This is a genomic window from Amycolatopsis sp. MJM2582 (genome assembly GCF_000754115.1).
Taxonomy (GTDB): domain Bacteria; phylum Actinomycetota; class Actinomycetes; order Mycobacteriales; family Pseudonocardiaceae; genus Amycolatopsis; species Amycolatopsis japonica.
The window spans coordinates 1,806,180-1,830,984 of the sequence record NZ_JPLW01000001.1 but is presented as its reverse complement, the minus strand read 5'-3'; the positions used below and the strand labels follow the sequence as shown (position 1 = coordinate 1,830,984).

22 protein-coding genes are annotated in these 24,805 nt (G+C 69.7%); 2 read left to right on the top strand and 20 right to left on the bottom strand.

Translation table 11 applies throughout. The features are described 5' to 3' along the window. Nucleotides 1-11: 11 nt before the first annotated feature. From ED92_RS09010 to topA, 8 genes are all read right to left on the bottom strand, one after another. Complete coding sequence (locus ED92_RS09010; RefSeq protein WP_037335158.1) at nt 12-1,220, bottom strand: DNA polymerase III subunit delta'; 1,209 nt, start codon at nt 1,218-1,220, stop codon at nt 12-14. Continuing rightward, nucleotides 1,217-3,271, bottom strand: a complete 2,055-nt coding sequence (locus tag ED92_RS09005) for a dTMP kinase (RefSeq protein ID WP_037335156.1) — start codon at nt 3,269-3,271, stop codon at nt 1,217-1,219. The genes ED92_RS09010 and ED92_RS09005 overlap by 4 nt, the downstream gene beginning before the upstream one ends. 147 nt (nt 3,272-3,418) lie before the next feature. Next, complete coding sequence (locus ED92_RS09000) at nt 3,419-4,033, bottom strand: hypothetical protein (protein ID WP_235213221.1); 615 nt, start codon at nt 4,031-4,033, stop codon at nt 3,419-3,421. Nucleotides 4,034-4,046: 13 nt separating this feature from the next. Then, on the bottom strand, nt 4,047-5,267 hold the full coding sequence (locus ED92_RS08995) for a hypothetical protein (protein ID WP_037335150.1): 1,221 nt from the start codon (nt 5,265-5,267) through the stop codon (nt 4,047-4,049). A gap of 34 nt (nt 5,268-5,301) precedes the next feature. Beyond that, complete coding sequence (locus ED92_RS08990) at nt 5,302-6,075, bottom strand: ESX secretion-associated protein EspG (protein ID WP_037335148.1); 774 nt, start codon at nt 6,073-6,075, stop codon at nt 5,302-5,304. Continuing rightward, nucleotides 6,068-6,859 carry an ESX secretion-associated protein EspG gene (locus ED92_RS08985; RefSeq protein ID WP_037335144.1) on the bottom strand — a complete coding sequence of 264 codons (792 nt, stop codon included), beginning with the start codon at nt 6,857-6,859 and terminating at the stop codon, nt 6,068-6,070. The genes ED92_RS08990 and ED92_RS08985 overlap by 8 nt, the downstream gene beginning before the upstream one ends. A 142-nt stretch (nt 6,860-7,001) precedes the next feature. Continuing rightward, the gene (locus tag ED92_RS08980; RefSeq protein WP_037335142.1) at nt 7,002-7,577 is read right to left on the bottom strand and encodes a cadmium resistance transporter; all 576 of its coding nucleotides are present in this window, start codon (nt 7,575-7,577) and stop codon (nt 7,002-7,004) included. A gap of 93 nt (nt 7,578-7,670) precedes the next feature. Then, nucleotides 7,671-10,577, bottom strand: a complete 2,907-nt coding sequence (gene topA / locus ED92_RS08975) for a type I DNA topoisomerase (RefSeq protein ID WP_200882677.1) — start codon at nt 10,575-10,577, stop codon at nt 7,671-7,673. Nucleotides 10,578-10,846: 269 nt separating this feature from the next. On the opposite strand from topA, the gene ED92_RS08970 reads away from it, so the two are divergent. Then, entirely contained in the window at nt 10,847-11,659 is an 813-nt protein-coding gene (locus ED92_RS08970) for a serine protease (protein WP_037335139.1), read from the top strand. A gap of 185 nt (nt 11,660-11,844) precedes the next feature. Here ED92_RS08970 and ED92_RS08965 read toward each other — a convergent pair whose 3' ends face one another. The 4 genes from ED92_RS08965 to ED92_RS08950 form a co-directional block, all read right to left on the bottom strand. Further along, entirely contained in the window at nt 11,845-12,456 is a 612-nt protein-coding gene (locus ED92_RS08965) for a hypothetical protein (protein WP_037335136.1), read from the bottom strand. A 34-nt stretch (nt 12,457-12,490) separates the two neighbouring features. Beyond that, nucleotides 12,491-13,075: a hypothetical protein gene (locus ED92_RS08960; protein ID WP_037335133.1), complete on the bottom strand. Its 585-nt coding sequence runs from the start codon at nt 13,073-13,075 to the stop codon at nt 12,491-12,493. 91 nt (nt 13,076-13,166) lie between these two features. Further along, nucleotides 13,167-13,703 carry a hypothetical protein gene (locus ED92_RS08955; RefSeq protein WP_235213220.1) on the bottom strand — a complete coding sequence of 179 codons (537 nt, stop codon included), beginning with the start codon at nt 13,701-13,703 and terminating at the stop codon, nt 13,167-13,169. A gap of 117 nt (nt 13,704-13,820) precedes the next feature. Next, nucleotides 13,821-16,115, bottom strand: coding sequence for a sodium-translocating pyrophosphatase (locus tag ED92_RS08950; protein WP_037335130.1), 2,295 nt, complete (start codon nt 16,113-16,115; stop codon nt 13,821-13,823). Between the two features lie 317 nt (nt 16,116-16,432). On the opposite strand from ED92_RS08950, the gene ED92_RS08945 reads away from it, so the two are divergent. Then, entirely contained in the window at nt 16,433-18,898 is a 2,466-nt protein-coding gene (locus tag ED92_RS08945) for a DEAD/DEAH box helicase (RefSeq protein ID WP_037335128.1), read from the top strand. A gap of 26 nt (nt 18,899-18,924) precedes the next feature. On the opposite strand, the gene ED92_RS08940 is transcribed toward ED92_RS08945, so the two are convergent. The 8 genes from ED92_RS08940 to ssd form a co-directional block, all read right to left on the bottom strand. Continuing rightward, entirely contained in the window at nt 18,925-19,551 is a 627-nt protein-coding gene (locus ED92_RS08940) for a bifunctional DNA primase/polymerase (RefSeq protein ID WP_037335126.1), read from the bottom strand. 417 nt (nt 19,552-19,968) lie between these two features. Then, entirely contained in the window at nt 19,969-20,334 is a 366-nt protein-coding gene (locus tag ED92_RS08935; protein WP_037335122.1) for an Rv3654c family TadE-like protein, read from the bottom strand. Next, nucleotides 20,331-20,669, bottom strand: coding sequence for a TadE family type IV pilus minor pilin (locus ED92_RS08930; protein ID WP_037335119.1), 339 nt, complete (start codon nt 20,667-20,669; stop codon nt 20,331-20,333). The genes ED92_RS08935 and ED92_RS08930 overlap by 4 nt, the downstream gene beginning before the upstream one ends. Next, complete coding sequence (locus ED92_RS41810) at nt 20,669-20,842, bottom strand: DUF4244 domain-containing protein (RefSeq protein ID WP_037335117.1); 174 nt, start codon at nt 20,840-20,842, stop codon at nt 20,669-20,671. The genes ED92_RS08930 and ED92_RS41810 overlap by 1 nt, the downstream gene beginning before the upstream one ends. A gap of 194 nt (nt 20,843-21,036) precedes the next feature. After that, nucleotides 21,037-21,603, bottom strand: coding sequence for a type II secretion system F family protein (locus tag ED92_RS08920; protein ID WP_369797382.1), 567 nt, complete (start codon nt 21,601-21,603; stop codon nt 21,037-21,039). Further along, nucleotides 21,600-22,340, bottom strand: a complete 741-nt coding sequence (locus tag ED92_RS08915) for a type II secretion system F family protein (protein WP_037335114.1) — start codon at nt 22,338-22,340, stop codon at nt 21,600-21,602. The genes ED92_RS08920 and ED92_RS08915 overlap by 4 nt, the downstream gene beginning before the upstream one ends. Then, a complete protein-coding gene (locus tag ED92_RS08910) occupies nt 22,337-23,479 on the bottom strand; it encodes a TadA family conjugal transfer-associated ATPase (protein WP_037335112.1) in 1,143 nt (380 codons plus the stop codon). The genes ED92_RS08915 and ED92_RS08910 overlap by 4 nt, the downstream gene beginning before the upstream one ends. Further along, nucleotides 23,476-24,549, bottom strand: a complete 1,074-nt coding sequence (gene ssd / locus ED92_RS08905; RefSeq protein ID WP_037335110.1) for a septum site-determining protein Ssd — start codon at nt 24,547-24,549, stop codon at nt 23,476-23,478. The genes ED92_RS08910 and ssd overlap by 4 nt, the downstream gene beginning before the upstream one ends. Between the last annotated feature and the right edge of the window lie 256 nt (nt 24,550-24,805).

The following is a 24,805-nucleotide window of genomic DNA, read 5'->3' as shown; positions in this document are numbered from 1 at the left end:
CGAAGCGCGAATCAGCCCTGGCGCAGGGTGGTGACCATGGCTTCGACGGCGATCCTCGGCTTCACGTTCAGGTCGATCGCCTCGCGGCATTCCAGGACGGCTTCAAGCCGCCGCAGGATCGAGTCCGGCGCCCACGCGGAGGCGGCCTGCGAGATTTCCGAGGCGTGGTCGGGGTGGTTCAGTGTCGCGCCCGCGCCGCTCGCGGTCACGAGCACGTCCCGGTAGAACGCGGCCAGGTCCACCAGCGCGAGATCCAGAGTGTCCCGCTGCGTACGGGTCGCGCGGGACTTCTGGCGCTTCTCGAGCTGCTTCACGGCGGCTTCGGCGGCACGTTTCGCCCCGGCGACGCCCTTTCCGGTGCCGTCGCCGCCCATCGCGGTGCGGAGTTCGGAACGTTCGGCCTCGTCGCGGACCTTGCTCTCCTCGCCCGCGTCGGCCTCCGCCGCGCTGATCAGCTGATCGGCGCAAGTGAACACATCGGACGGTCGCCGCAGGCCGAGCGGGATCCGCAGCACCGTCGCCCGCCGCTGCCGCGCAGCCTCGTCGGTCGCGAGCCGCCGCGCGCGGCCGACATGCCCACTGGAGACGGACGCCGCCCACCGCGCACGCTCGGGCTCGATGCCGTCCCGCTCCATCAGCACCTGCGCGATCGCCTCGACCGGCGGCGTCCGCAACGTGACCAGACGGCACCGCGAGCGGATCGTCACCGACACGTCGTCCGGGTGATCCGACGGCGCGCACAGCAGGAACACCGTGCGATCCGGCGGCTCCTCGACGGCCTTCAGCAACGCGTTCGACGCGCCTTCGGTCAGCCTGTCGGAGTCCTCGATGATCACCACCTGCCACTTCCCGGTGGTCGGGCGGCGGGCGGCGGCCTGCACCAGCGAACGCATTTCGGCGACCGAGATCGAAAGGCCTTCCGGCACGACGAGCTTGACGTCCGCGTGCGTCCCGGCCATCACGGTGCGGCAGCCGGGGCACTCGCCACAGCCGGTACCGGTACTGCACTGCAACGCCGCCGCGAAAACCCGCGCGGCCGTCGAACGCCCCGAACCCGGCGGACCGGTGATCAGCCAGGCATGGGTCATCGCGCCGGGCGCGACGGGCTGATTCTCGATGATCCGAGCGGCCGCCGTCGACGCCGACGAAAGCGTGCGCGCGGCGGGCTCCTGGCCGACGAGCTGCTTCCAGACACCGATCAGCACAGGGGCTTCAGTCACTTCGCTTCGACCTTCTCCTCCGCCGGAGCGAGCCCGGCGAGCCTGCCGACGAGCACCGCGCGGATCGCGGTCCGCACCCGGTCGCCCACTTCGTCCTCGGTACCTTCCGCGTCGACCACGACATACCGGTCCGGGTCGGCGGCGGCCATCTCCGTGAGCAGATGCTGCACCCGCCACTGCGCGTCCAGCGACTCCGACTTCCGCATCACCGTGCCGGGGTCGGCGTCGAGCAGGATGGTGATGTCGGGCCGCAGCCTGCCGGTCGCCCAGTCGGCGAGCCCTTCGAGTTCCTGGCTGTCCAGCCCGGCGACCGCGGACAGGTGCGCCAGCGGCGAGTCCACGAACCGTTCCATCACCACGACGGAACCCGCGTCGAGCGCGGGCTGGATGTCCCGTTCGACGATGTCCGCCCGCACCGCGGCGGCGGCCAGCGCCTGCGCCCGCGCCCCGGACAGCGAAGCACCGGAGACGAGCTTCGCGAGCCGCTGATCGTCCAACGCCGGGTCGGCGGCCAGCACGACCGGACGCGTACCCGCGCGCAGCCATTCGGCCAGCCGCGCGGCCTGCGTCTCGGTGTTGATCGCCCGCGTGCCTTCGAGCGCGATCAGGAGCCCGTTCACGCGACGTGGGCTGCGGCGCAAAGCGTTGCGGAGATCGGCGAGGATCGGTTCGGCCCGCCGGTCGTCCATCTGCCGGTACGCGAAGATGCCGGCGAGGAGCGCGAGGATGCCGCCGCCGACCATCACCGGCCGCGTGCCGTCGATGGTGATCGTGCCGCCCCACAGCTCGACCTCGGTCGTCCGGACCGCACTGATCAGCACCGGCACCAGCACCGTCGAGCCGAACAGCACGATCTTCATCAGCGACTGGTAGATCGCGTTGATCCGGCCGCGGATCGAGTCCTCGATCCGCGAACCGATGATCGTGACACCGGTCAGGAACGCCGTCCCCGCCCAGACGCCGACGGCGGCGACCGCGACCAGCGAAACGGCGAGATGCGGCGACAGCGCCACCACGACGAGACACAGTCCCGCGGCGACGATCGAGATCCCGAACAGCCGGTCGTGCGCGAGCCGCCGCGCGAGCTTCGGCGCCACCGCCATACCGGTGGCGAGCCCGAGGAAGACGGCCAGGACGAGCAGGTTGAACGCCGCGTCACCGGCGAGCAGGCTGGACGAGTACGGCTTGGCCGAACCGATCACCGCGCCACCGGCGGCGAAGGCGCCGAAAGCGCCGATCATCAGCCCGCGCACCAGCGGCGTCGTCCGCACGAACCGGGCGCCGTCGGCGATCATCTGCCGGAAGCCGAACTTCTCCTCGTCAGCGGGCTTGACCTTGGGCTTCTCGACCGCGTGGACGTTGCGCAGCGACAGCTCGGGGATCCGGGTCGCGATCACGATCGCGCTGGTCAGGTACAGCAGACCGGTGATGACGACGGCGACCTTGGCGATACCCAGCTGGGCGTCGCCCTGGAAGAAGTGGAACGTGGTGTTGCTACCGGTGAGCACGGCGTTCGCCCCGGCCGCGGTGATCACCGCGAGGCCGTAGGTCATCACCATGCCGAGCTGGTTGGCCGTCTCGACCTGGTCCGGACGGCGCAGCAGGTTCGGCACCGCCGCGTCCTTCGACGGGATCCACATCATCGAGCAGCAGCCGACCAGGAAGTTGCCGACGAACACCCACCACGGCGTGCCGACGAACGCGATCGACAGCAGGAACCCGCATCGGCCGAGGTCGCAGAGCACCATCACCTTGCGCCGGTCGAAGCGGTCGGCGAGCAGCCCGCCGAGCGGGGCGAACAGCAGCCCCGGCAGCAGCGACGTCAGCACGACCCCGACGAACGCGAAGTTCTGCGCGGCGTAGTTGTCGGTCAGTTTGGTGACCAGACCGGTCAGCGTGAGGAGGTTCAGCCAATCCGCGACACTGCACAGATAAGAGACGCCCCAGATCCGGCGGAACGGCTTGATCGCCAGCACCCGCCGCACCCGGTGCATGGTGGAAGCGTCACGTCCCGACGGACCACTCGTGCCCGTCTCGGGCACCGACTGCACGCCCTCGCTGATACGCCCACCCCACTAGTCACGCGGCGCCGGGGTTGCGACCCGGGTCAACACCGGGTACCCCGACCGTAGGGCCAGGGTATCCCGATGGGTGACGTCTGGACGGACGGCCCCGTCCGGCGGTATCCGCCGGACGGGTTACCCGAAGATCCCCGCGATGCTGTTGAACAGGCTCGCGAGCAGCTGGATGGCGAGCACCGCGAAGACGATCATGAGGGCGATCGCGATCATCACGCCGGCGGTGTTCGACGACGGTTTGCCGAGCCTCGGCATCTGCATGGAACGCTTGGCGCGCCGTACTTCGACCTCGGCCTCCTCGTCGACCTCGACCGGCTCTTCCGGCTTCAGCCGACGGGGCTGGCGGATCAGCTGAGACGGCCTCGACGGCCAGGTTCGCTGCTGGGGCAGGATCCCGATCGGCGCAGCGCCTTGCTCACCCACCGTGCTGACGATCTTGGCGGGCGACGGCGCCGCGGTCTGCTCCGCGCCCGGGCTTTCCGCGGGCTGGTCGTCCGCGAGCATGGCCGCGCTGACCATCCTGCTCACCACTTCGGGGTCGTGCTGGACCGGTCCCGGCACCTGCACGTGGACGTCGTCGGCTCCCGCCGAGGGATCGGATTGGGCCGTCGTGCCGGTCGTGACCAGCCCGGACAGCGGGTCGGCGAACGTGTCGCCCGGAGGATCTGCCTGAGTGCCATCGCCTTTCACGAAGTCGGGGGCATCGAAGAAGGGAGTTCCGCCCTTCCCGCTCATGGTGACCACCTCACTACGGAATGTCCTCTGCTTCCAGGGTAACCACCTCGGCCCGCCGCACATCCGCCCAATGGGCCAGATAAATGTCACGCGCCGCGAGGCTGATCTTCACATCCTCCAGCAAAGGTTCGAAGAAAGAACGCCGGTACCGGGCATCCGTCGCGGTCGATGCGGCGAAGTACAAACCGGAGAAAACGGCGAGGAAGACGGAGACGTTGACGAGTGCGGAACTCACCGGAAGGGGGACACCCAGCAGTGTCCCCGGCGCCGATTCACGGCCGGCGAACTCCGTCACGACCTCCGGGCTCAGGATCAGCACCCCGAACACGACGAAGAACGCGAACACCAGCACCCCGAACGCCACGATCTGCACCGCTTGGGCGAAGAACAGCACCAGGGCGATGTTCAGCCGCTCGGTTTTCGTCAGCGCGCGCCTGCCGGGTGGCTGGGTGTCGTCGTCGAACGGCGTGCCGCGCAGGACGGTCGCGCCGGGCTCCACGGTCCAGGACTTCAGCTCCTTGATCTCGTCGGACAGCATCGACGCCAGGAACACGGCGCCGATCAGCACGAGGAAGCCGACCACCAGCCACAGCCGGCCGGGGGTCAGCCGTTCCACCGCCTGCCACAGCTCGGCGGTGAAGAAGCTGAACATCACCACCAGCAGGAGCAGCGGCAACGCCCGCGACGCGAGCGTGCCAATGGCCCTGACCTGGGCGACCGCGCTCCGGGCCGCCCAGGTGAGGATCGAGCCGACGCCGATCCGGACCAGGAACATCAGCACGGCCAGCGCGACCAGGTTGGTGAGGATGGCGACCCACAACGGGTTGTCCCACGACACCAGCCCGGTGAGCCGCTCACCGAGCGGCAGCACGAGCAGCCAGAAGCCGATCGTCACCGCCATGACGGCCAACCGGACTCTGGTGCGGCTCAGCACGCGAAGCAGCTTCGCCATCAGCCGTCCGGCGATCACCGGCACCACGACCACGGCGAAGGTCAGCGCCAGCACGCCGAGCACGTAGCCGACGCCACTGCTGCGCATCCGGGCCGCGAGCACGTCCTCGGGGACGTCGAGCAGCTTCAGCAACGCGGCCAGCAGCAGGTCGAGCAGGCACAGGAACACCAGCCCCGGCGTGGACCGGCGCAACATGCCGGCTCCGCGCCTCCTCCGGTGGATGACCATCGGCAACCCTCGCCGCCGGAACCACGCGTCGGCCGCGCGCCGGTCCAGGTCCATGCCCGCCCTCCCCAGTCGTCATCGCCCAAGGCGGCTACGTCCGGCTCAAGTCCACCGCCTCGTGCAGCCAGCCCGCCAGTGCCCGGCGGTCCATTCCACCGAACATCAGCCACCCTTCGGAAGGGGCGGCGTACAACACGAACCTCCCCAAATCGTTGTCGACGATCACGAAGCCGTAGTCCGGGTACTCGGCGTTCAGCCCGCCGAAGGCGACCAGATCGAGGATCGCCGTGCCGGTGCGCGGACGATTCAGCGTGTCGGCGACCAGCCCGGCCTCTTCCTCCTGGCCGGGCAGCGGCACGCCGTGCTCGTCGATCCTGATGCGCATCGGCTCGGTCTCCCCGGCGGGGACATGCGGGAGCCCGCCGAAGACCCGGGCTCCCAGCTCGCCGAAATCGCTGAGGCTGAACGTGGTCCGCCGCCCCGACCGCATCCGCCAGACGACCGCCTGGTGCCCGTCTCCGTAGCAATCGACGCGCACCGAGCGCGGCGCGGACGCGAAGACGCCGGTGAGGACGCCTCGCACCGAACCGCGCAGCATCACGCCGTGCATCTGGACCGCGGCCGGATGGATCTCGCCGTTCTCCATCAGCCCGGCCTCTTCGAGCATCGCCGCCTTGGCCGCGTACCGCTCGGCCTGGGTGACGAGATCCGCCGGCTCGTCGTAGGACGGGCACAGGCGGCGGATCTCGTCGTCGGTGATCTCCGGGTCGTAGCCCAGGTACACGCTCCGCCGCTCGGGCACCGCGCGCAGCAGCGGCTCGGCGGCGCGCCTCATCAGTTCCTTCACGGTCGCCGGTTCACGCATGGTTCTGCACCGCCTTCACGATCCATTGCTCGGCCGTCGACCGGCTGGCCGGGCCCCAGGTGAGCGTCCAGCGGCCGTCGCCGCCCATCGCCGCGCTGAACTGGTACCGGCCGAGGTCGTTGTCCACCAGGCCGAACGCGCCGTGCGGATACTCGGCGAGGATGGAGTTCCGCACCGCGAGATCGACGAGGACCGTGCCGTGCCGCGGCCGCGAAGCACCTTCACGGATCACCTCGACGGCCTCGCGGGCCCGCAGCGGGATCAATCCGCCCGCGTCCGTCACGATGCGCACGGTCTCGCCGGTGCCCGGCGGATGGTCGGGCAGGCCGTCGAACACCCAGCCCGGCAGCGCGCTGAGGAAACCGGACCGCAGCCGCGCCCGCCTGCCGAGCTTGTTCAGCACCGTGGTGTAGTCCTCGTCGCCGAAGAACCGGACCTCCCACGGCTCCGGACGCGACGGGAACACGCCGGTCACCACGCCGCGGATGAACCCGCCGCGCAGCGCGCGATACAGCCCGACGGCCTCGGGCGTGACCTCGCCGCCGGGGGCCAGCCCGATGGTCGCCATCCCGCTCACGAACCGGGTGTACTGCTCCACCTCCTCGGCCAGGGTGAGCCCTGGAGTCGGCTCCTCGTCGGCCAGCACCGGCGGCACGGCGAGCTCCGGGTCGTAGAACTCCATCACCGAAGGACGCTCCGGAACCTCGGCTGCCAGCGGGGCGATGACCTCGTCGATGACGTCGAAGACAGCGGTCGTTGAAGTGCTCACCTGACCATTGAACACCCTGGTACCGACAATTTTTAGAACTTTTGTTCGAACGGGTGAGGTGGTTCGGCGAGCGGTCGGTGAGCGGTCTCCGGTGCAGGGTTTTGCTCGGCTGAGCGGCGGCCATCGAGACGGTCGCGGAGCTCGGCTACACCCGCGCTCACGGTCCCTCGATGAGGATCAGGAGGCCGATGCCGATCAAGACGACCGGGAGCACGACGTGGCCCCAACGCGACAGTGCGCGGGCGACCACCGGCCTCGTCGCGAAGAACCGGCCGATCGCGCACCAGACCCCGACGAGGACCAGGAAGACGACGGCGTAGCCGACGAGCGTGCCCGTCCCCGCATTGGCGAACACCGGGACGTAGACGCCGATGTTGTCGCCCCCGTTGGCGAAGGTGACTCCTGCGACGCCGAGTAGCGAGGGACCTTTGCTCACGGTCTCCTCGTCCTCGGCGTGACGATCGCGCCAAGCGAGCCAGGCCGCGCGGAGGCCGAGCAGGATCGGCAACAGGCCGAGATACGGGATCACCGAGGGCGGCAGGAGTCCCGCGCCGAGCGCACCGGCGATCGACGCGCCCAGGATCCCGGCGAAGCCGAGGTACTGGCCGAAGACGACCTTCGCGGCGTCGCGGCGTCCGGCCGCCTGGGCGAAGAAGAGCGCCAGGATCAGGATGTCGTCGACGTTGGTGACCGCGAACATCCCGACGGCCTGCGCGACCTGCCCCGGCTCCACTCACGTCCTCTCAGTGGTCACCCTGGATGCCATGAAAGGTCCTTTCCTTGCGAATTTTGCAAGGAAAGGACCTTTCATGGCGCGTGAAGGGAGTTACTTCGTCTTCGTGGCCGTCGAGCGCGTCGAAGGCTTCTTCGCCGCCGCGGTCTTGGTCGCGGTCGTCTTGGTAGCGGTGGTCTTCTTGGCCGCGGTCGTCTTGGTGGCCGCCGTCTTCGACGCCGCCGTCTTCCGCGCCGGAGCCTTGCGCTTGGGCGCCGGGCCCTTCGCGCGCTTCTCCGCCAGCAGTTCGGCGGCACGCTCGGCGGTCAGCTCCTCGATGCTGTCCGACTTCCGCAGCGTCGCGTTGTACTCGCCATCGGTCACGTACGGACCGAAGCGCCCGTCCTTGACCACCATCGGCTTACCGGACACCGGGTCGTCGCCCAGTTCCTTCAGCGGCGGCTTCGCGGTCGCCGACCGGCCACGCTGCTTCGGCTCCGAGTAGATCTTCAGCGCCTCTTCGAGCGTGATCGAGAACAGCTGGTCCTCGGTGGTGAGCGAACGCGAGTCCGTGCCCTTCTTCAGGTACGGCCCGTAGCGCCCGTTCTGCGCGGTGATCTCGTCGCCGGATTCCGGGTCCTTGCCGACCACGCGCGGCAGCGAAAGCAGCTTCAGCGCGTCTTCGAGCGTCATCGTCTCGATCGACATCGACTTGAACAGCGAACCCGTCCGCGGCTTCGGCTGCTTCGCCTTCGCGGCCTTCTTCTGCGCGGCGGTCGCGCCTTCGGGCAGCGGCTCCGGCTCGGGCAGGAGCTCAGTGACGTACGGGCCGAAGCGGCCTTCCTTCGCCACGATCTCGTGTCCGCTGACCGGGTCCTTGCCGAGCACGCGGCCTTCCTGCGGCGTCGCGAACAGCTTCTCCGCGATCTCCTTGGTCAGCTCGTCCGGGGGCAGATCCTCGGGCAGGTTCGCCCGCTGCGACGTCCCGTCCACCTCGCGCTCGAGGTACGGGCCGTAGCGGCCGACGCGCACGACGACGGTGTGCCCGTCGGCGTCGCTGAACAGCGGGATCGAGTTGATCTCGCGGGCGTCGATGTCCTCGACGCCCGAGCCGACCAGCTTCTTCAGCCCGCCGAGACGGCCGACGGAACCGTCGACGCCCATGTCACCGCCGAAGTAGAACTTCGACAGCCATTGCGTCCGGTGCTCGTCACCGGCGGCGATGCGGTCGAGCTCGTCCTCCATGCCGGCGGTGAAGTCGTAGTCGACCAGCCGCTCGAAATGCCGCTCCATCAGGCCGATCACGGCGAACGCGACCCAGGAGGGCACCAGCGCGGACCCCTTCTTCCACACGTAGCCGCGGTCCTGGATGGTCTTGATGATCGACGCGTACGTCGACGGGCGGCCGATGCCCAGCTCTTCGAGCTTGCTGACCAGGCTCGGCTCCGAGTAGCGCGCCGGCGGGGAGGTGGTGTGCCCGTCAGGGCTCAGCTCGGTCGCGGTCAGCGCCTGGTCCTTGACCAGCTGCGGCAGACGGCTCTGCTTGTCGTCCGCCTCGCCACCGCTCTCGGTGTCGACGGCCTCGACGTACGCCTTGAGGAACCCGGCGAAGGTGATCGTGCGGCCCGACGAGGCGAACGTGCACTCCTCGCCGCTGGTGGCCGTGCCGACGATGCGCACCGACATCGTGGTGCCCTTCGCGTCCGCCATCTGCGACGCGATCGTGCGCTGCCAGATCATCTCGTAAAGGCGGTACTCGTCGGTGTCCAGATCCTTCGCGACCTGGCCCGGCGTGCGGAAGACCTCACCCGAAGGACGGATCGCCTCGTGGGCTTCCTGCGCGTTCTTCACCTTGCGGGTGTACTGGCGCGGCGACGGCGAGACGTATTCCTTGCCGTACAGCTGCGTCGCCTGGCTGCGCGCCGCCGAGATCGCCGACTCCGACAGCGTCGTGGAGTCGGTACGCATATAAGTGATGTACCCGTTCTCGTACAGCTTCTGCGCGATCCGCATGGTGCGCTCGGAGGTGAACCGCAGCTTGCGGCCGGCCTCCTGCTGCAGGGTCGAGGTCATGAAGGGCGCGTACGGCTTGCGCGTGTACGGCTTCTCCTCGACGCTCGCGACCTTGAAGTCGCGGTTCTTCAGCGCCTCGGCGAGCCGGACGGCGTCGGCCTCGGCCAGCACGCGGATCTCGTTGTTCGAGGAGGTGCCAGTCTTGAGCTGTCCGTCCGAACCGAAGTCACGGCCGGTGGCCAGGCGGGCACCGTCGACGGCGATCATCCTGGCCGGGAAGTTGCGGGGGGACGCCTCGGCGCCGGCGTCCATCGTCGCGGAGATGTCCCAGTACGACGCCGAGGTGAAGCGCATGCGCTCGCGCTCCCGCTCGACCACGATCCTGGTCGCCACCGACTGCACGCGGCCCGCCGACAGCTTCGGCATGACCTTCTTCCACAGCACGGGCGAGACCTCGTAGCCGTAGAGCCGGTCCAGGATGCGGCGGGTCTCCTGCGCGTCGACGAGGTCTCCGTCGAGCTCACGGGTGCTGTCGGCCGCGGCGCGGATCGCCTGCTCGGTGACCTCGTGGAAGACCATCCGGCGCACCGGGACCTTCGGCTTGAGCGTCTCCAGCAGATGCCACGCGATGGCCTCGCCCTCGCGGTCGGGGTCCGTGGCGAGGTAGAGCTCGTCGACGTCCTTCAGCAGGCCCTTCAGCTCCGTGACCTTGGACTTCTTGTCCGGCGTGACGACGTAGAGCGCCTTGAAGTCGTTGTCGACGTCGACACCCAGCCGCGCCCACGACTCGCCCTTGTACTGGGCGGGCACGTCGGCCGCGCCGCGGGGAAGGTCGCGGATGTGTCCGACGGAGGACTCCACGACGTAGTTACCGCCGAGGTACGGGGCGATCTTGCGGGCCTTGGTCGGCGACTCGACGATCACCAGCCGACGACGGCCCGCGCCGTCGTCCGACGCCGCGGTCTTCTTCGTCCGTGCTCCTGCCACGCTGTCCTGCTCTCCGCTCATCTTCGGCGCCTTCGCGCCGCCTCTCGACCCGTCAGTGTGCACGCTCGCACCGCCTGGACCACGGCTAGGTGGCGCAACACGCCGCCGATCGTGTGTCCAGCGCATCGCCGCTGACCTCGTCGATGTTTCCTTTCAACACCTAGCACGTGATGTCGGACACGTCCGCCTGGGGTCCCGCGTGACGGGGTGAACACCCTCCGTTCGACGGTGGTGACACCGTGGCCGCCAACGCTTCACTTGATGTCCACGCCGACCCGAAAGGACTCCACGTGACCCGACGACTCCTCGGCACCCTGTTCGCCATGCTGACCGCGTCCGCCCTGGTCGGAACCGCACCGGCGGAAGCGGCCACGACCACCTTCGCCGGAACGGTGGCGTTGTCGAACTGCTCCGGGTCGGTGGTCAAACCGCCCGAGGCGAGCCTCGACGACCCCGCCCTCGTCCTTTCCAACGGGCATTGCCTGCAAGAAGGTTTCCCGGACCCCGGGGAAGTAATCGTCAACAAGGCCTCGTCACGGACGTTCAGCCTGCTGTCCAAGGACGGCCGCTCGTCACTGGGCACGCTCAAGGCGAAGAAGCTGCTCTACGCCACGATGACCGACACCGACGTCTCGCTCTACCAGCTCAACACCAGCTACGCCAAGATCAAGTCGACGTACGGTATCGCCCCGCTGACGCTCTCGCCCACCCGTCCGTCCGCGGGTATCGCGATGGACGTGGTCTCGGGATATTGGAAGAAGATCTACTCCTGCAACATCGACGGCTTCGTCCACGAGCTGCACGAGGCGGACTGGGTCTGGAAGGACTCGATCCGGTACACCTCGGCGTGCAAGACGATCGGCGGGACCTCGGGGTCGCCCATCATCGAGACCTCGACCGGGAAGGTCGTCGGCGTCAACAACACCGGCAACGAAAGCGGCCAGCGGTGCACGATGAACAACCCGTGCGAGGTCGACGCGGCCGGGAACGTGACCGTGCGGCAGAGCATCAACTACGGGGAGCAGACCTACCAGCTGACCTCCTGCCTTTCGCACAGTGAACTCGACCTCGCGAACCCGAACTGCCGGGCGCCGAAACCCTGACCTTTCCTCCCTCACCGGCTGCCATGAAAGGTCCTTTCCTTGCGAAATTTGCAAGGAAAGGACCTTTCATGGCGTTCAGGCGAGTTCCGGGTCCAGTGGGGCGTGAGCGAAGGCGTGACTCGCGTGATCGGGGACGTAACTCGCGTGACTGGACGCCGCACTCGGGACCCACGCGACCGGGAACGTCAGACGGCGCGCACCACCGGCACCAGGCTCGGCCAGGCGGGCTCGGCACCCGCGGGCGCGTCCCCGATCAGCTCGAGGACGTGCGCCAGCCGTCGCCGTCCGGTGACGCGAAGCAGCGCTTCTTCCCCCTTCTGCGCTTTGGCGGGCACACCCAGCCGCGCCAGCGCCGTGATCAGCAGCTCGTGCGTCTCCGGCGCCGCCGGATCCAGCGCGAGCAGGTAGCCGTTGCCCTGGGGACTGCCCGCCGCCAGCGCCCACATCCTCAACATGGCCCCGTCGAGCCGGAAGCCTTCCGGCAGGACCTTCTCTTCACCACGATTCCACCGCTGCTCCAGCGGCAGCAGATCGACCCGGAACGGCGTTCTCACGAGCGGCCGCCCGCATTCGGCGGCCGAGACCTGCGCCTGGACGCCGCGGCGACGGCATTCCCTGGCGAGGGCACCCGCTCGCCACGGCTCGTCGACCACGGCGGACAGCCGCCCGGCCGTCCGCCCGAAGCCCGTCATCCGCCCGGGCCCGCACAGCACTCCGGCGAGGTCGGCGAGCACCGGCCCGCTCGCCTCCGCCGAGAAGAGCGAGATCGTCCCGTCCACCCGGACAGAATAGAACACAAGTTCGACTCATGGCCAGTGATCGGCCGATGACTCAGCGAGGTTGTTTCACCAATTCCTGGCAGACCGGGATCCGGCTGCTCGCCGCGGCGAGCTGAGGGACGTCGTTAAGGCCCCTGAGGAGGTCAAGGCGGTCCAGTTCGTCGAGCGAGGTCCTGGCGTCGCGAAGCGCGGTCTTCGTCGCCTCGGGGTCGGCTGAGGAGTCGAGACGCTGGCGGACGTCGTCGGCACGGGCGCGGATGCCACCGAGCTGAGCGACGGCGGCCGCGCGTGAGGAGTCCCCGCCGGCGACCGGTGCCGGGCCGAGGTTCTCGAGCGCGGCGGAAGTGCGGTCCAGCCCTTCGACCACCGAGAGCATCAGCTCGCTGGAGGTGCGCGAGGCCTGCTGAGGCGTGCTCGGATCGACGCTGGGCAGCGCCGCCAGCGTCCGGACGAGTCCGCCCGCCGCGCCGCAGTACGCCTCCGCCCAGGCGGAGGTGGGGTCGGCCTCCGACGCGCTGACCGTCGCGAGACCTTCTTGTCTGGCGTGGGAAGTCACCGCGGGCTGCTGCCCGCACCCGGCGAGGCCGAGTCCGATACCTGTTGCTAGCGCGGCAAGGACGGTGAACCGCGGCCGCACGAAAACACCTCCCGACCTGACGACTTCCCGGCTGGCCCCCGACGGTACCGATACCGGGGGGCAATGCAAATCAACGTGGTGGAAAGAACGGTCAAGAAGGCAGCTTTCCGCAGTTCGGAGCCTGCGCGGCCAGTGTTTTCACCGAAACGTTCGTTTCCAGCTGCTGGAACGGGTCGGGCATGTCGTTCATGTGGGAACCGATTCGCCGGAAGGCCGCCCCCGCGGCCACGACGGCGTTCTTGTCGTCCTTCGGCGCGGCGTCGAGTGCCGCCTTCGCGGCGAGCACCTCGTCCCGGATCGGTGTCAGCGCTTCGACGATGCTCTTGCGTGCCGCGTCGGCCTCCGCGCTCGGTGCCTGGCCGAGCTTTCCCAAGCCGGTGACCGCGTTGTCGAAACCGGGCGCGAACACCCCGAAGGCGTCGTCCATCACCTTCCTCGCGCTGGCGACGTCGTTCTGTTCGAAGTCGGGCATCGTGAAATCGCCGATCTTGGCGAAGTCGATCAGCGAACCGCAGAAATCGTTCATCCAGGCAGTCCCCGCCACCGGAGCGGGAGAAGCCGTCCGCTCGGCGCCACCGCAGCCCGCCAGCAGGATTCCGGCGGCGAACAGGATGACCGAACGCCTCATGACAGGAACTCCCCCGGATCGGATCGGCGTGACGCGCAGAGATTAGCCCGCCCCGGACAGCCGTCGGGCCCGCCACGGGAAATCGTGGCGGGCCCGGCGGGGGGAAACTGTTCGGTTTTACGCCTTCGCTTCCGCGGGAGTGTCGGAAAGAACCGACTCGCGGCGCTTGGAGACCACGATCGCCGCGACGATGATCGCGACGGCGACCAGCGAGATCGCGATGCGGATGCCGACGTTGGCGTCCGCGCCGATCGAGAACTGCACGATCGCCGGGGCGATCAGCACCGACACCAGGTTCATCACCTTGATCAGCGGGTTGATCGCGGGACCGGCGGTGTCCTTGAACGGGTCGCCCACGGTGTCACCGATGATGGTGGCCTCGTGCGCGTCCGATCCCTTGCCGCCGTGGTTTCCGTCCTCCACGAGCTTCTTCGCGTTGTCCCAGGCGCCACCGGAGTTGGCGAGGAAGATCGCCATCAGGGTGCCGGTCGCGATCGCACCGGCCAGGTAGCCGGCGAGCGCGCCGGTGCCGAGGCCGAAACCGACCGCGATGGGCGCGAAGACCGCGAGCAGACCGGGCGTGGTCAGCTCACGCAGCGAATCGCGCGTGACGATGTCGACGACCCGGCCGTACTCGGGACGGGTGGTGCCCTCCATGATCCCCGGGATGTCGCGGAACTGGCGGCGCACTTCGTAGACGACCGCGCCGGCGGCACGGGACACCGCGTTGACCGCGAGACCGGAGAACAGGAACACGACCGCCGCGCCGACGATCACGCCGACGAGGGTGTTCGGGCTGACCACCGTGTTCACGAAGAAGTTCAGCGTCGACATGCTGGCTTCCGCGGCTTCCGGGATCGACTTCAGCGCCTTGCTGATCGCGTCCTGGTAGGACCCGAACAACGCCGTCGCCGCGAGGACCGCCGTGGCGATCGCGATGCCCTTGGTGATGGCCTTGGTGGTGTTGCCGACCGCGTCGAGCTCGGTGAGGATCTGCGCGGCGTCTTCGTCGACGTCGCCCGACATCTCCGCGATGCCCTGCGCGTTGTCCGAAACCGGGCCGAAGGTGTCCATCGCGACGATGACGCCGACGGTGGTGAGCAGACCGGTACCGGCCAGCGCCACGGCGAACAGCGCGACGCCGCCACCGAGCAGGTACGCGCCGAACACCGCCGCGCCGATGACCAGCGCGGTGTACACAGCGGACTCGAAACCGACCGAGATACCGGCCAGGATCACCGTCGCCGCACCGGTTTGCGAAGACTTGCCGACCTCCTTGACCGGCTTGTGCTCGGTGCCGGTGTAGTACCCGGTGAGCTTGAGGATGACCGCCGCGAGCACGATGCCGATGATGACCGAGACGGTCGCGATGACCGCCGGGTTCCCGGACTCGTTGGTGGCGCCACCGGTCAGCTCGGAGAACGAACCGGGCAGGTAGACGAACGCCGCGATCGTCGAGAGCACCGCGGAAATACCGGCGGAGATGTAGAAGGAGCGGTTGATCGTGACCAGACCGCCTTCGCCGGCCTTGGCCTTGGTGATGTAGACACCGATGACCGCGGTGATCACGCCGATGGCGGGAACGATGAGCGGGAAGATCAGGCCGTGCACGCCGAAGGCGGTGCTACCCAGGATCAGCGCCGCCACGAGCATGACCGCGTACGACTCGAAGAGGTCCGCCGCCATCCCGGCGCAGTCGCCCACGTTGTCACCGACGTTGTCGGCGATGGTGGCCGCGTTGCGCGGGTCGTCCTCGGGGATGCCCTGCTCGACCTTGCCGACCAGGTCCGCGCCGACGTCGGCGGCCTTCGTGAAGATACCGCCGCCGACACGCATGAACATCGCGATCAGCGCGGCACCGAAACCGAAGCCCTCCAACACCTTCGGGGCCTGTCCGGTGTAGACGAGGACGACCACCGCGGCGCCGAAGAGGCCGAGCCCGACGGTGATCATGCCGACCACGCCACCGGTGCGGAAGGCCACGCGCATCGCCTTCTCGCGACCGCCTTCCTCCCGCGAAGCGGCCGCGACGCGCAGGTTCGCCTGCGTCGCCAGCCACATGCCGAGATAGCCGATCGCGAAGGAGAACGCCGCGCCGACCAGGAAGAAGATCGACCTGCCGATCTTTTCGTTCCAGTCATCGGCCGGCAAGGCGAAGAGCAGTACGAACACGATCGCACCGAAGATCGCGAGGGTGTTGCGCTGCCGTTTCAGATAGGCAGCCGCGCCTTCCTGCACTGCCTTCGCGATGTCCTGCATCTTGGTGGTGCCCTGGCCGGCGGCCAGCACCTCCTTGAGCAGAACGTAGCCGATGACCAGTGCGGCAAGGGCGACCACGGCGATCACACCGACGATGGTGTAACCACCTCCGGAGAGCGTGAGTTCGCCCTCCGCGAGGAACTGCCGGGACATTCGTCCTCCTGGAGACGTCGCCGTTGGCCAACGACGATCCGCCGATGGAACCGGCGGCTCGCGCGCTGGCATGGGATCTGAGCCGAATGTCACGCTAGTCGCACTGCAAGGTACGTCTCACATGACGCTCGCCACAGACGGTGTGGATTGCGGGAGTGTATTGGTAGTGGGATGGCGGACGGCAAGGCGTCCCTGCCACCACACGTTCCGTTACCTTGTGAGGCTGGTCACTTTATCGATCATCGAGGGCCGCTTCCAGTGCCGGATCCGTTCGGCGGCGGCCCGTTTCTGTCGGTGCGCTGTGCGAAGCTCGGAAGGTGGACGGCACGGTGCGACCCGGCAAAGGGCGGCGGCTTCTCGACCGCGCGACGGCGGGGATCCCGGCTTCGCTGTACCCGGTCACCCATGTGGCCGAGCTGCCCGCCCGTTCGGCGGATTCGGTCGACTGGCCGGAGTGGGCGGCGGCCCCGGTCGTCGAGGCGCTGAGGGCGAACGGCGTCAAGGCGCCCTGGCGGCATCAGGTGGAAGCCGCGTCGCTGGCCCGCGCGGGCGAGCACGTGGTGATCTCCACGGGCACGGCGTCGGGCAAGTCGCTCGCGTACCAGTTGCCGGTGCTTTCGGCTTTGGTCGAGGACGAGCGCGCTTCGGCGCTGTACCTGTCGCCGACCAAGGCGCTCGGCGCCGACCAGTTGCGCGCTGTGTCCTCTTTGGACATCAAGAAGGCGCGGGCGGCGTCGTTCGACGGCGACACCCCGCTGGAGGAGCGGGACTGGGTCCGCGCGCACGCGAACTGGGTCTTCACGAACCCGGACATGCTGCACCGCGGGATCCTCTCGTCGCATGCGCGCTGGTCGCGGTTCTTCCGGCGGCTCGCGTTCGTCGTCGTCGACGAATGCCACAGCTATCGCGGGGTCTTCGGTTCCCACGTGGCGCTGCTACTGCGCAGGCTGCGAAGGGTCGCGGCGTACTACGGCGCTTCGCCGGTCTTCGTCCTCGCGTCCGCGACGACGGCGGATCCGGCGGCGTTCGCGTCGAAGCTCACCGGGCAGGACTGTGTCCCGGTCAGCGAGGACGGCTCACCCCGTGGCGCCCGCACGGTCGCGTTGTGGGAACCCCCTCTGCTGTCGGAACTCTCGGGCGAGAACGGGGCACCGGTGCGGCGCTCGGCGGGGGCCGAGGCTTCCCGCATCCTCGCCGAACTGGTCATCGAAGGCGCTCGTTCGCTGGCGTTCGTCCGGTCGCGGCGAGGCGCGGAGCTGACCGCGCTCGGCGCCCGGCGGATTCTGTCCGAAGTGGACGCTTCCTTGGCGGAATCCGTGGCCGCGTACCGCTCCGGCTACCTGCCGGAGGAACGGCGCGCCCTCGAAGCGGCGTTGCTGTCCGGGCGGTTGCTCGGCGTCGCGACGACGAACGCGCTCGAACTCGGCGTCGACATCGCGGGGCTGGACGCGGTGGTGCTGGCGGGATACCCGGGCACGCTCGCTTCGTTCTGGCAGCAGGCGGGCCGGGCCGGGCGCGCGGGAGACGCGGCGCTGGTCGTGTTCGTGGCCAGGGACGATCCGCTGGACACCTATCTCGTGCACCATCCGGCCGCGATCCTGGACCGGCCGGTGGAAGCCGCCGTCCTCGACCCGTCGAATCCGTATGTCCTCGGGCCGCAGCTGGCGTGCGCCATCGCCGAACTCCCGTTGACCGAGCCGGAGGTCGCGGCCTTCGGCGGCGATCCGGCGCGTGCCGTGCTCGCCGATCTGGTCAAGGAGAAGATCGTCCGGCGCCGGACGAGCGGCTGGTACTGGACTTCGCGGGACCGGCCGCACGCCGAGGTCGGCATCCGCGGTTCCGGCGGAGAGCAGATCGCCGTGGTGGAGGCCGACTCCGGCCGCATGCTCGGCACCGTCGATCCGGGTTCCGCCTGCTACGCGGTACATCCCGGCGCGGTGTACCTGCACCAGGGTTCGTCCTATGTGGTCGACGAACTCGATTTGGAGACCGGGCTCGCGCTGGTGCACGCGGAGGATCCGGACTGGACCACGTCGCCGCGCGAGATCGTCGACATCAGTGTGCTGCGCACCGAGGAGACCAGCGTGCACGGCGGGGTCACGGTGAATCTCGGCGAGGTGTCGGTCAGTTCGCAAGTGGTCGGCTACTTGCGGCGGCGCCCGTCCGGCGAGGTGCTGGACCAGACTCCGCTGGATCTGCCGGAGCAGAGCCTGCACACCCGCGCCGTCTGGTACACGATCTCGGGGGAGCTGCTCGGTGTGTCCGATGGTGTGGCGGGGACCGGGGGCCATCGGACGGGGACCGAAGTTCTGGAGCCGGTGGGGACCGGAGGCTCCAGGGTGGGGACCAAGGAACTTGGCGGAGCACCGGGGACGAGCGCCGAGTTGGATCCGGCGCGCGTCCCCGGTGCCCTGCATGCCGCCGAGCACGCGGCGATCGGCCTGCTACCGCTGTTCGCTACGTGCGACCGCTGGGACATTGGCGGGGTGTCGACCGCGTGGCACGAAGACACCGGGGAGGCGACGGTGTTCGTGCACGATGGCCATCCCGGGGGTGCGGGATTCGCCGACCGCGGATTTGCCGCGATTGTCCCTTGGCTGGCCGCAACGCGGGAGGCGATCGTTTCCTGCGAGTGCCCGGCCGGCTGCCCGTCCTGCGTCCAGTCGCCGAAGTGCGGGAACGGCAACGATCCGCTGGACAAGGCGGGGGCGGTGGCCGTTCTGGACACCGTGCTCGGGGCTTTGCGTCAGCACGGGTCCGTGTCCGGCCACGGGGTGGCTTGAAATTGTGGGTTGAACTTGTGGGTTGATCAGGCGGCGGTGCTCAGGGTCGCCACCGGGGCGACGGTCTGGTCACCGGCCAGCGCACGGACGAGCACGTCGTGCACCTCGGCGGCCTCGGGCAGCTGCCAGCCCCAGACCTCGGGCTTGACCCGCCAGTGCACGACACCGTGCTGGAACGGCGACGGGGGCAGCGGGATGTAGCCATTCGCGCCGTGCCACTGGATCGAGGCCTGGTCGGCCAGTTCCCGCGGGATGCTCGTGGCGACGGTGGTGAGGAACAGCCAGCGGCCGTTCGGCATCGCGACGATCGGGGCGGGGTGGCCGGTGGCACGAAGCAGGCGGGCGGCGGTCTTGCCGAGCTCGTCGTCGACCTCGATGGCGTCGAGCACGGTGCCGGTGGCCACGAGCAGGCTGTGGGTGTCGTCGCCGAACCAGGTGGCGACCTCGTGCGGGTGGGTCTCGAGCAGTTCACGCCAGTTGTCCTGCGCCGGGACGGGACGACGCCAGGTGAGGTCGTCACCCTCCGCGGTGATCGCGGCGGGCTCCGCACCCGGGAGCACCGGCCAGCCACGCCACGCGAGGCCGATCGCCTCCGCCCGCATCTCGATGCGGAAGGCGCCCCGCCAGCTGTCCGGCCAATTCGCGTCCAACATTCCGTCCCTGCCTCAGGTCAACTCTGTCCTGTGTCGGTTCTGCTCCGCGCTACCCGGCGACCTTCTCGAGGTGGCGCACATCTCAATAAACGGCAAGTTGCACATCGGGAGAAGACCTCGCGCGACAACCGGCGGTTACTCAGCGATGAACGCGCGGTAGTGCGACCGGACGGACCGAACGCCGGACGTCCGATTAACGGGCGTACGCGACCGGTCCGAGGCCGTTCGTCGCAGCCGACCTGGGTTTCCGTCCCGCGTGACGGCGCTCACGGTGAGCGGCGGGCGGCCGTTCGGCGGTGCGCTGATCATGACTTCGACCGCTCGCCGTGCGTCAACGACCGCTGCTCGCGCCGAGCGGTTACTCACGCGTACTACCGGCCGGTCACCACCCGACGACCGTTCGTCGTGCGACGCACGTCACGGTGGCCGGTCGACCGGCCCCGCCCGGGCGCGCGCCTCCGCCCGTCCGGTGACCGCCGGCCGCCCCGATGGCTCCGAGCGCACCTCGACCAGGGCATCGCCGCGCTCCCACCGGCAGGTGAGCAGCGTGACCGACATCCGGACGGCGACCTGCCGGGCCCGTTCACAGGCCGCGCCGGGGCCCTCCGTCGCGTGCGAGGCGGCCGCGAGCGCGGCCAGATCGGCGGCGGCCTCGGTGCGATGCCGCGCCGTGACGGCGGCTCCGAGCCAGAAGACGAACGCCGCCGCGCAGACCAGGGCCGCGACGATCGACGCGGTCCACACGGTCGCGACACCGCGATCGTCCGTGCTGCCCGAGGTCATGGCCCGCTCCCAGGCTCGGCGATGGCGAAGGCACGGGAGTGCAGCCGGATCCCCGGCAGGAGGCCGCCGACCGGTTCGGCCTCGACGCCGACGCTGATCGCCTCCCCTTCGCGGACGACGTCCAGCCGAGCGCCGGACGGCGCGATCTCCCGCACCGCTTGTTCGGCACGGGCAGGCTGACCGCGGGCGAGGAGCCTGGCCGCCTCCCGGGCCGCGTCGGTGCAGCGGAGCTGATCGGAGGCCACGCCGATCCCGGTGAACAACAAGGCCGAGAGGAAGGTCAGCGCGCCGATGCCGAGCGCGGCCTCCACCGTGACGGAGCCGTGGTCGGCCATCAGAACTTCACCGACAGGGCCCGCTCGATGAGCGCGGTGAGCCCGGCGGAGACGGCATCACTGGTGACGATCAGATAGAGGAGGGCCGCCAAGCCGGCGGCGGCCAAGGTGCCGATGGCGTACTCGACCGTCGTCATGCCGTCGTCTTCGCGGAAGGTGGGGAGCTTGGTCATGGGGATTGCCTTTCAGTCAGTTGTTTGTCGGTGACCCGCGGCCGTGATCGACGTCGGCAGAGCGCTGCCTGGCCTTCCACGGCACGGTGGCGAACAGGGCGCCCTGCCACCGCGATAACGGGGCCTTCGGCCGGGCGGGTTCACGTCTTTGGTCGCTTCTCGCGTGATTTCTCCAGCTCCGCCCTGCCTTTCGATCAAAGGAAGTCGAGACGCCCGGCGAGGCCGAGCACGACGGGGAAGACACCGAGGCACAGGAACGCGGGGAGGAAGCACAGGCCGATCGGTGCCGCCAGCAGCACTCCGGCCCGTTCGGCTCGTTCCTCGGCCTCGGCGGCGAGCGACTCGCGCAGTCTTCGCGCGAGATCCTTCGCGTGGTCGGCGAGCGCGGTGCCCGCCCTCGCCGTACGGACGGCGGCGACGGACAGTTCGGTCAGGCCGGGCCGGTCGCGGACCGGCGCCCAGGCTTCCGCCGGTCCGATGCCCACGGCGAGATGCGACGCCACCGAGCGCAGTGCCGCGGCGGTCTTCGGTGACGCGGTCGGTACGACGGCTCCGAGCGCGACGGGTACCGGCAGCCCGCCGCCCAGGCAGGCGGCCAGCAGGTCGAGAGTGGCCGCGGACCGGAGGAGTTCGGAGACGCCGTTCTCGCGAGACGTTCTCCTGCGCGGCCGGAGCCACCCGGGCCGCGCTGGAGCCACGGAGGTGACGCGCGGCCAACAGAAGACGGCACCGCCCAGCAGGATCAGGGCCACCCCGATCACGATGGCGCCACCCTCCCGGTGAGGGCCCGGCACCAGGTCGTGCCCGCCCAGATCAGCCCGCTGCCCACGACGAGCGACAGCTGCCCGGCGCCTGTCCCGGTGAGGGCGTGGACCGGCCCGGCACCCATCACTTCGCCGAGCACCAAGCACAGCAGCGGGAGGACCGCGAGCACGGCGGCACTCGCCCTGGGGCCCGCCATCTTGGCTTTGAGCCGACGGCGGAAGCCGACCTCCGCCTCAGCGTCCCGTCGCGCGGCATCGAGTACCTCGGCCATCGGAAGCCCGAACCGGTTCGCGAGTGTCCACGCGTTCGCCAGCGCCGGTGGCGCGTCCGGTTCGGCGGCGGTGCCGCCACCGAACCGGGCGGCCGCGATGAGTCCGCGCAACCGCCCGAACGCCGCGGGCACCGCCTCCGCGGTGGCTTCGGCCGCGGCCACCGGATGGGCGCCCGCCCGGAGTTCGGCGATCATCGTGCGCAAGACGGACCCGGTGAGTTCCGCTTCGGCCAGCGCCGCCTTCTCCCGTGCCCGCCACCGATGTTCCTGGCGGAGAGTCCAGGTGAGTACGAGCGTCGCCACCGCCCAGCCGATTCCCACGAAGGACAGAGCCAGCGCGGGCAACGGCCACCAGCCCGCCCGGACGGCGCGAGGCAGCCGCCAGACGATCTGAGTACGCGCCATCGACTTGGGCCAGCAGGCGAGACCCGCGCCCCAGGAGAGAAGGAACCACGGGTTCACGCCGCCATCTCCTCGAACGGCGTCTCGTCGCCGATCCACGAGCCCTTGCTCCAGACCGGGACGACCTTGGCCTCGCCTCGAAACGACCGGAGGACACCGACCTCGTCCAGGCGCCGGATCCCGCTCGGCAGGCGGCGCATGTGGAGGACCACCCGGATCGCCGCCGTCAGCTGGCTGTGCAGCGCGTCCCGTTTCAGCCCGCCGAGCGCGGCCAGCGCCTCCAGCCGCGCGGGGACGTCCTCCGGCGAGTTGGCGTGCACGGTGCAGCCGCCGCCCTCGTGCCCGGTGTTCATGGCGTTGAGCAACGCGATGACCTCGCCACCGCGCACTTCGCCGACGACCAGCCGGTCCGGCCGCATGCGCAACGCCTGCCGCACCAGCTCGCTCAGCCCGACCTCGCCCGCGCCCTCGACGTTGGGCGGCCGGGTGAGCAGGCTGACGAACTGGGGATGGTCCGGTTGCAGTTCTCCGGCGTCTTCGACGCAGACGATGCGTTCGGCCGGGGGCACCGCGCCGAGCAACGCGGAGAGCAGGGTCGTCTTGCCCGCCCCGGTCCCGCCGGAGACCAGGAACGCGAGCCGCCGCCGGATGACCGAGCCGAGCAGGTCCGCGCCGCTGGTGCCGAACACCCCGCGCAGCCGGAGTTCGGCGAGATCATGGGTGGCGGGCCGGAGCACGCGGAGCGAGAGGGCGGTCCCGGCCGGCGCGATCGGCGGGAGGACCGCGTGCATGCGGACCCGGCCTTGCGGACCCACTCCCGGCAGCCAGCAGTCGGCGAACGGTTGAGCGTCGTCCAGGCGCCGACCGCCGGCGAGGGCGAGCCGCTGAGCCAGTCTGCGGACGGCTTCCTCGTCGGCGAAACGAACATCCGTCAGGCGGATGCCTTCGCCGGTGTCGGTCCAGACCTCGTCGGGTGCCGTGACGAGAACATCGGTGACGCCGGGTTTTTCGAGAAGCGGCGCCAACGGACCGGCTCCGACGAACTCGTCACGGGCCAGCCGCACCGCTCCGAGGACGGCCTCCTGCCCGAGCGCGCCACCGGCTTCGGCGCGGACGGCCCGCGCGACGCTCACCGGATCCGCCGGGGCGGCCGACCCGGCCAGCCGCCGCCGGACCCGCTCGACCAGATCGTCGGTCATCGCGAGGCACCGGTCAGCCGCCCGCGCGCGGCCGCGAGGACTTCGCCGGCGGCGATGGCCAGATGCCCGCGATGCCTCAGGACGAACTCACCGCGGTCGAGGGCCGCCGCGAGGGAGCGCTCGCGGCCCATCGAGGTGATGAGCGGAACGCCGACGGCGTCGGCGATCTCTTGCGGGATCAGCCCGGCGGGCGACGGCCCCCGTACCGCGACACCGACCCGCGACGCGTGCGGTTCGACCCTGGCGAGGACCTGTTTCGCCGCCGCGCAGGCGCGGAGTTCGGCGGGGACGACGACCACGACCAGATCGGCGAGCCCGATCACGGCGGACGTCTCGGCGCCGAAATACCTCGGCAGATCGCAGACGACCGTCCGTCCCGCCCGGCGTCCGGCGCTCAGCACGCCTTCGATCGCATCGGGCCCCGGTCCGCTTCCTTCCCGGCCATAGGACACAAAGGACAGTGAGCCGGTCGCGTACTTCTTCCGCGGCAGGGCTTCGCTCAACGCGGCCATCGACACCCTGCCACCGAGTTCGAGCTCCGGCCAGCGTGGCCCGCGATCGCGTTCGGCGGCGAGGAGGACGTCGACCCCGCCGCCGAGCGGATCGCAGTCGACGAGCAGCCCGCCGGTGCCGGACTTCTCCGCCCGGTACGCGACGGCGGCCGAAAGCACCGATGCCCCGGCCCCGCCTCGCCCGCCGATGATCCCGATGACGACGCCGTCGTCCCGTGGCGGCCCGTCGACGACATCGGCGAATTCGCCGATGAGGTCGCTTTCCTCGTCCGGCAGCGAAAGGACCTTCTCCGAACCGGTGTTGACGGCACGCTCCCACGTGACCGGTGTCGGCGCGCCCTTGCAGACGAGCAGGACCTTGTTCCGCCGCAGCAGCCGGTTCGGCGCGCTCGCGGCCTCTTCGTCGAGCACCACGAGCGGCGCACGGGCCCATCTCCCGCGTGCGGCGGCCAGATCGGGTGCTCGTTCGACCTCGCACCCCGCGGCCGCCGCCACGCGCAGGATCTCGTCGAGCAGGACGTCGTCTCCGGCGACGACGAGCGGATGTTCCGCGGTCATGACTCCCCCAGTGATTCGGTCGGACTCGGGTGACCACTCCACGGTCGCGCCGCTTCCCCACCCCGCACAACGCCATTCCGCCCCACCTGTGGACAACTGGGGTGTTGTGGACAACTCCGCCGCGGGAAACCGGTTTCCCGCGAATTCCGTCGGCCCTTTCCGCTATGGGCCACGGAGCGGAACAGAACTCAAGAAAGCCTTGAGAGAAAAGAAAGTTAACGAACTCCCGCCGGTTCGTCCTTGCCCTGGCGAAGTT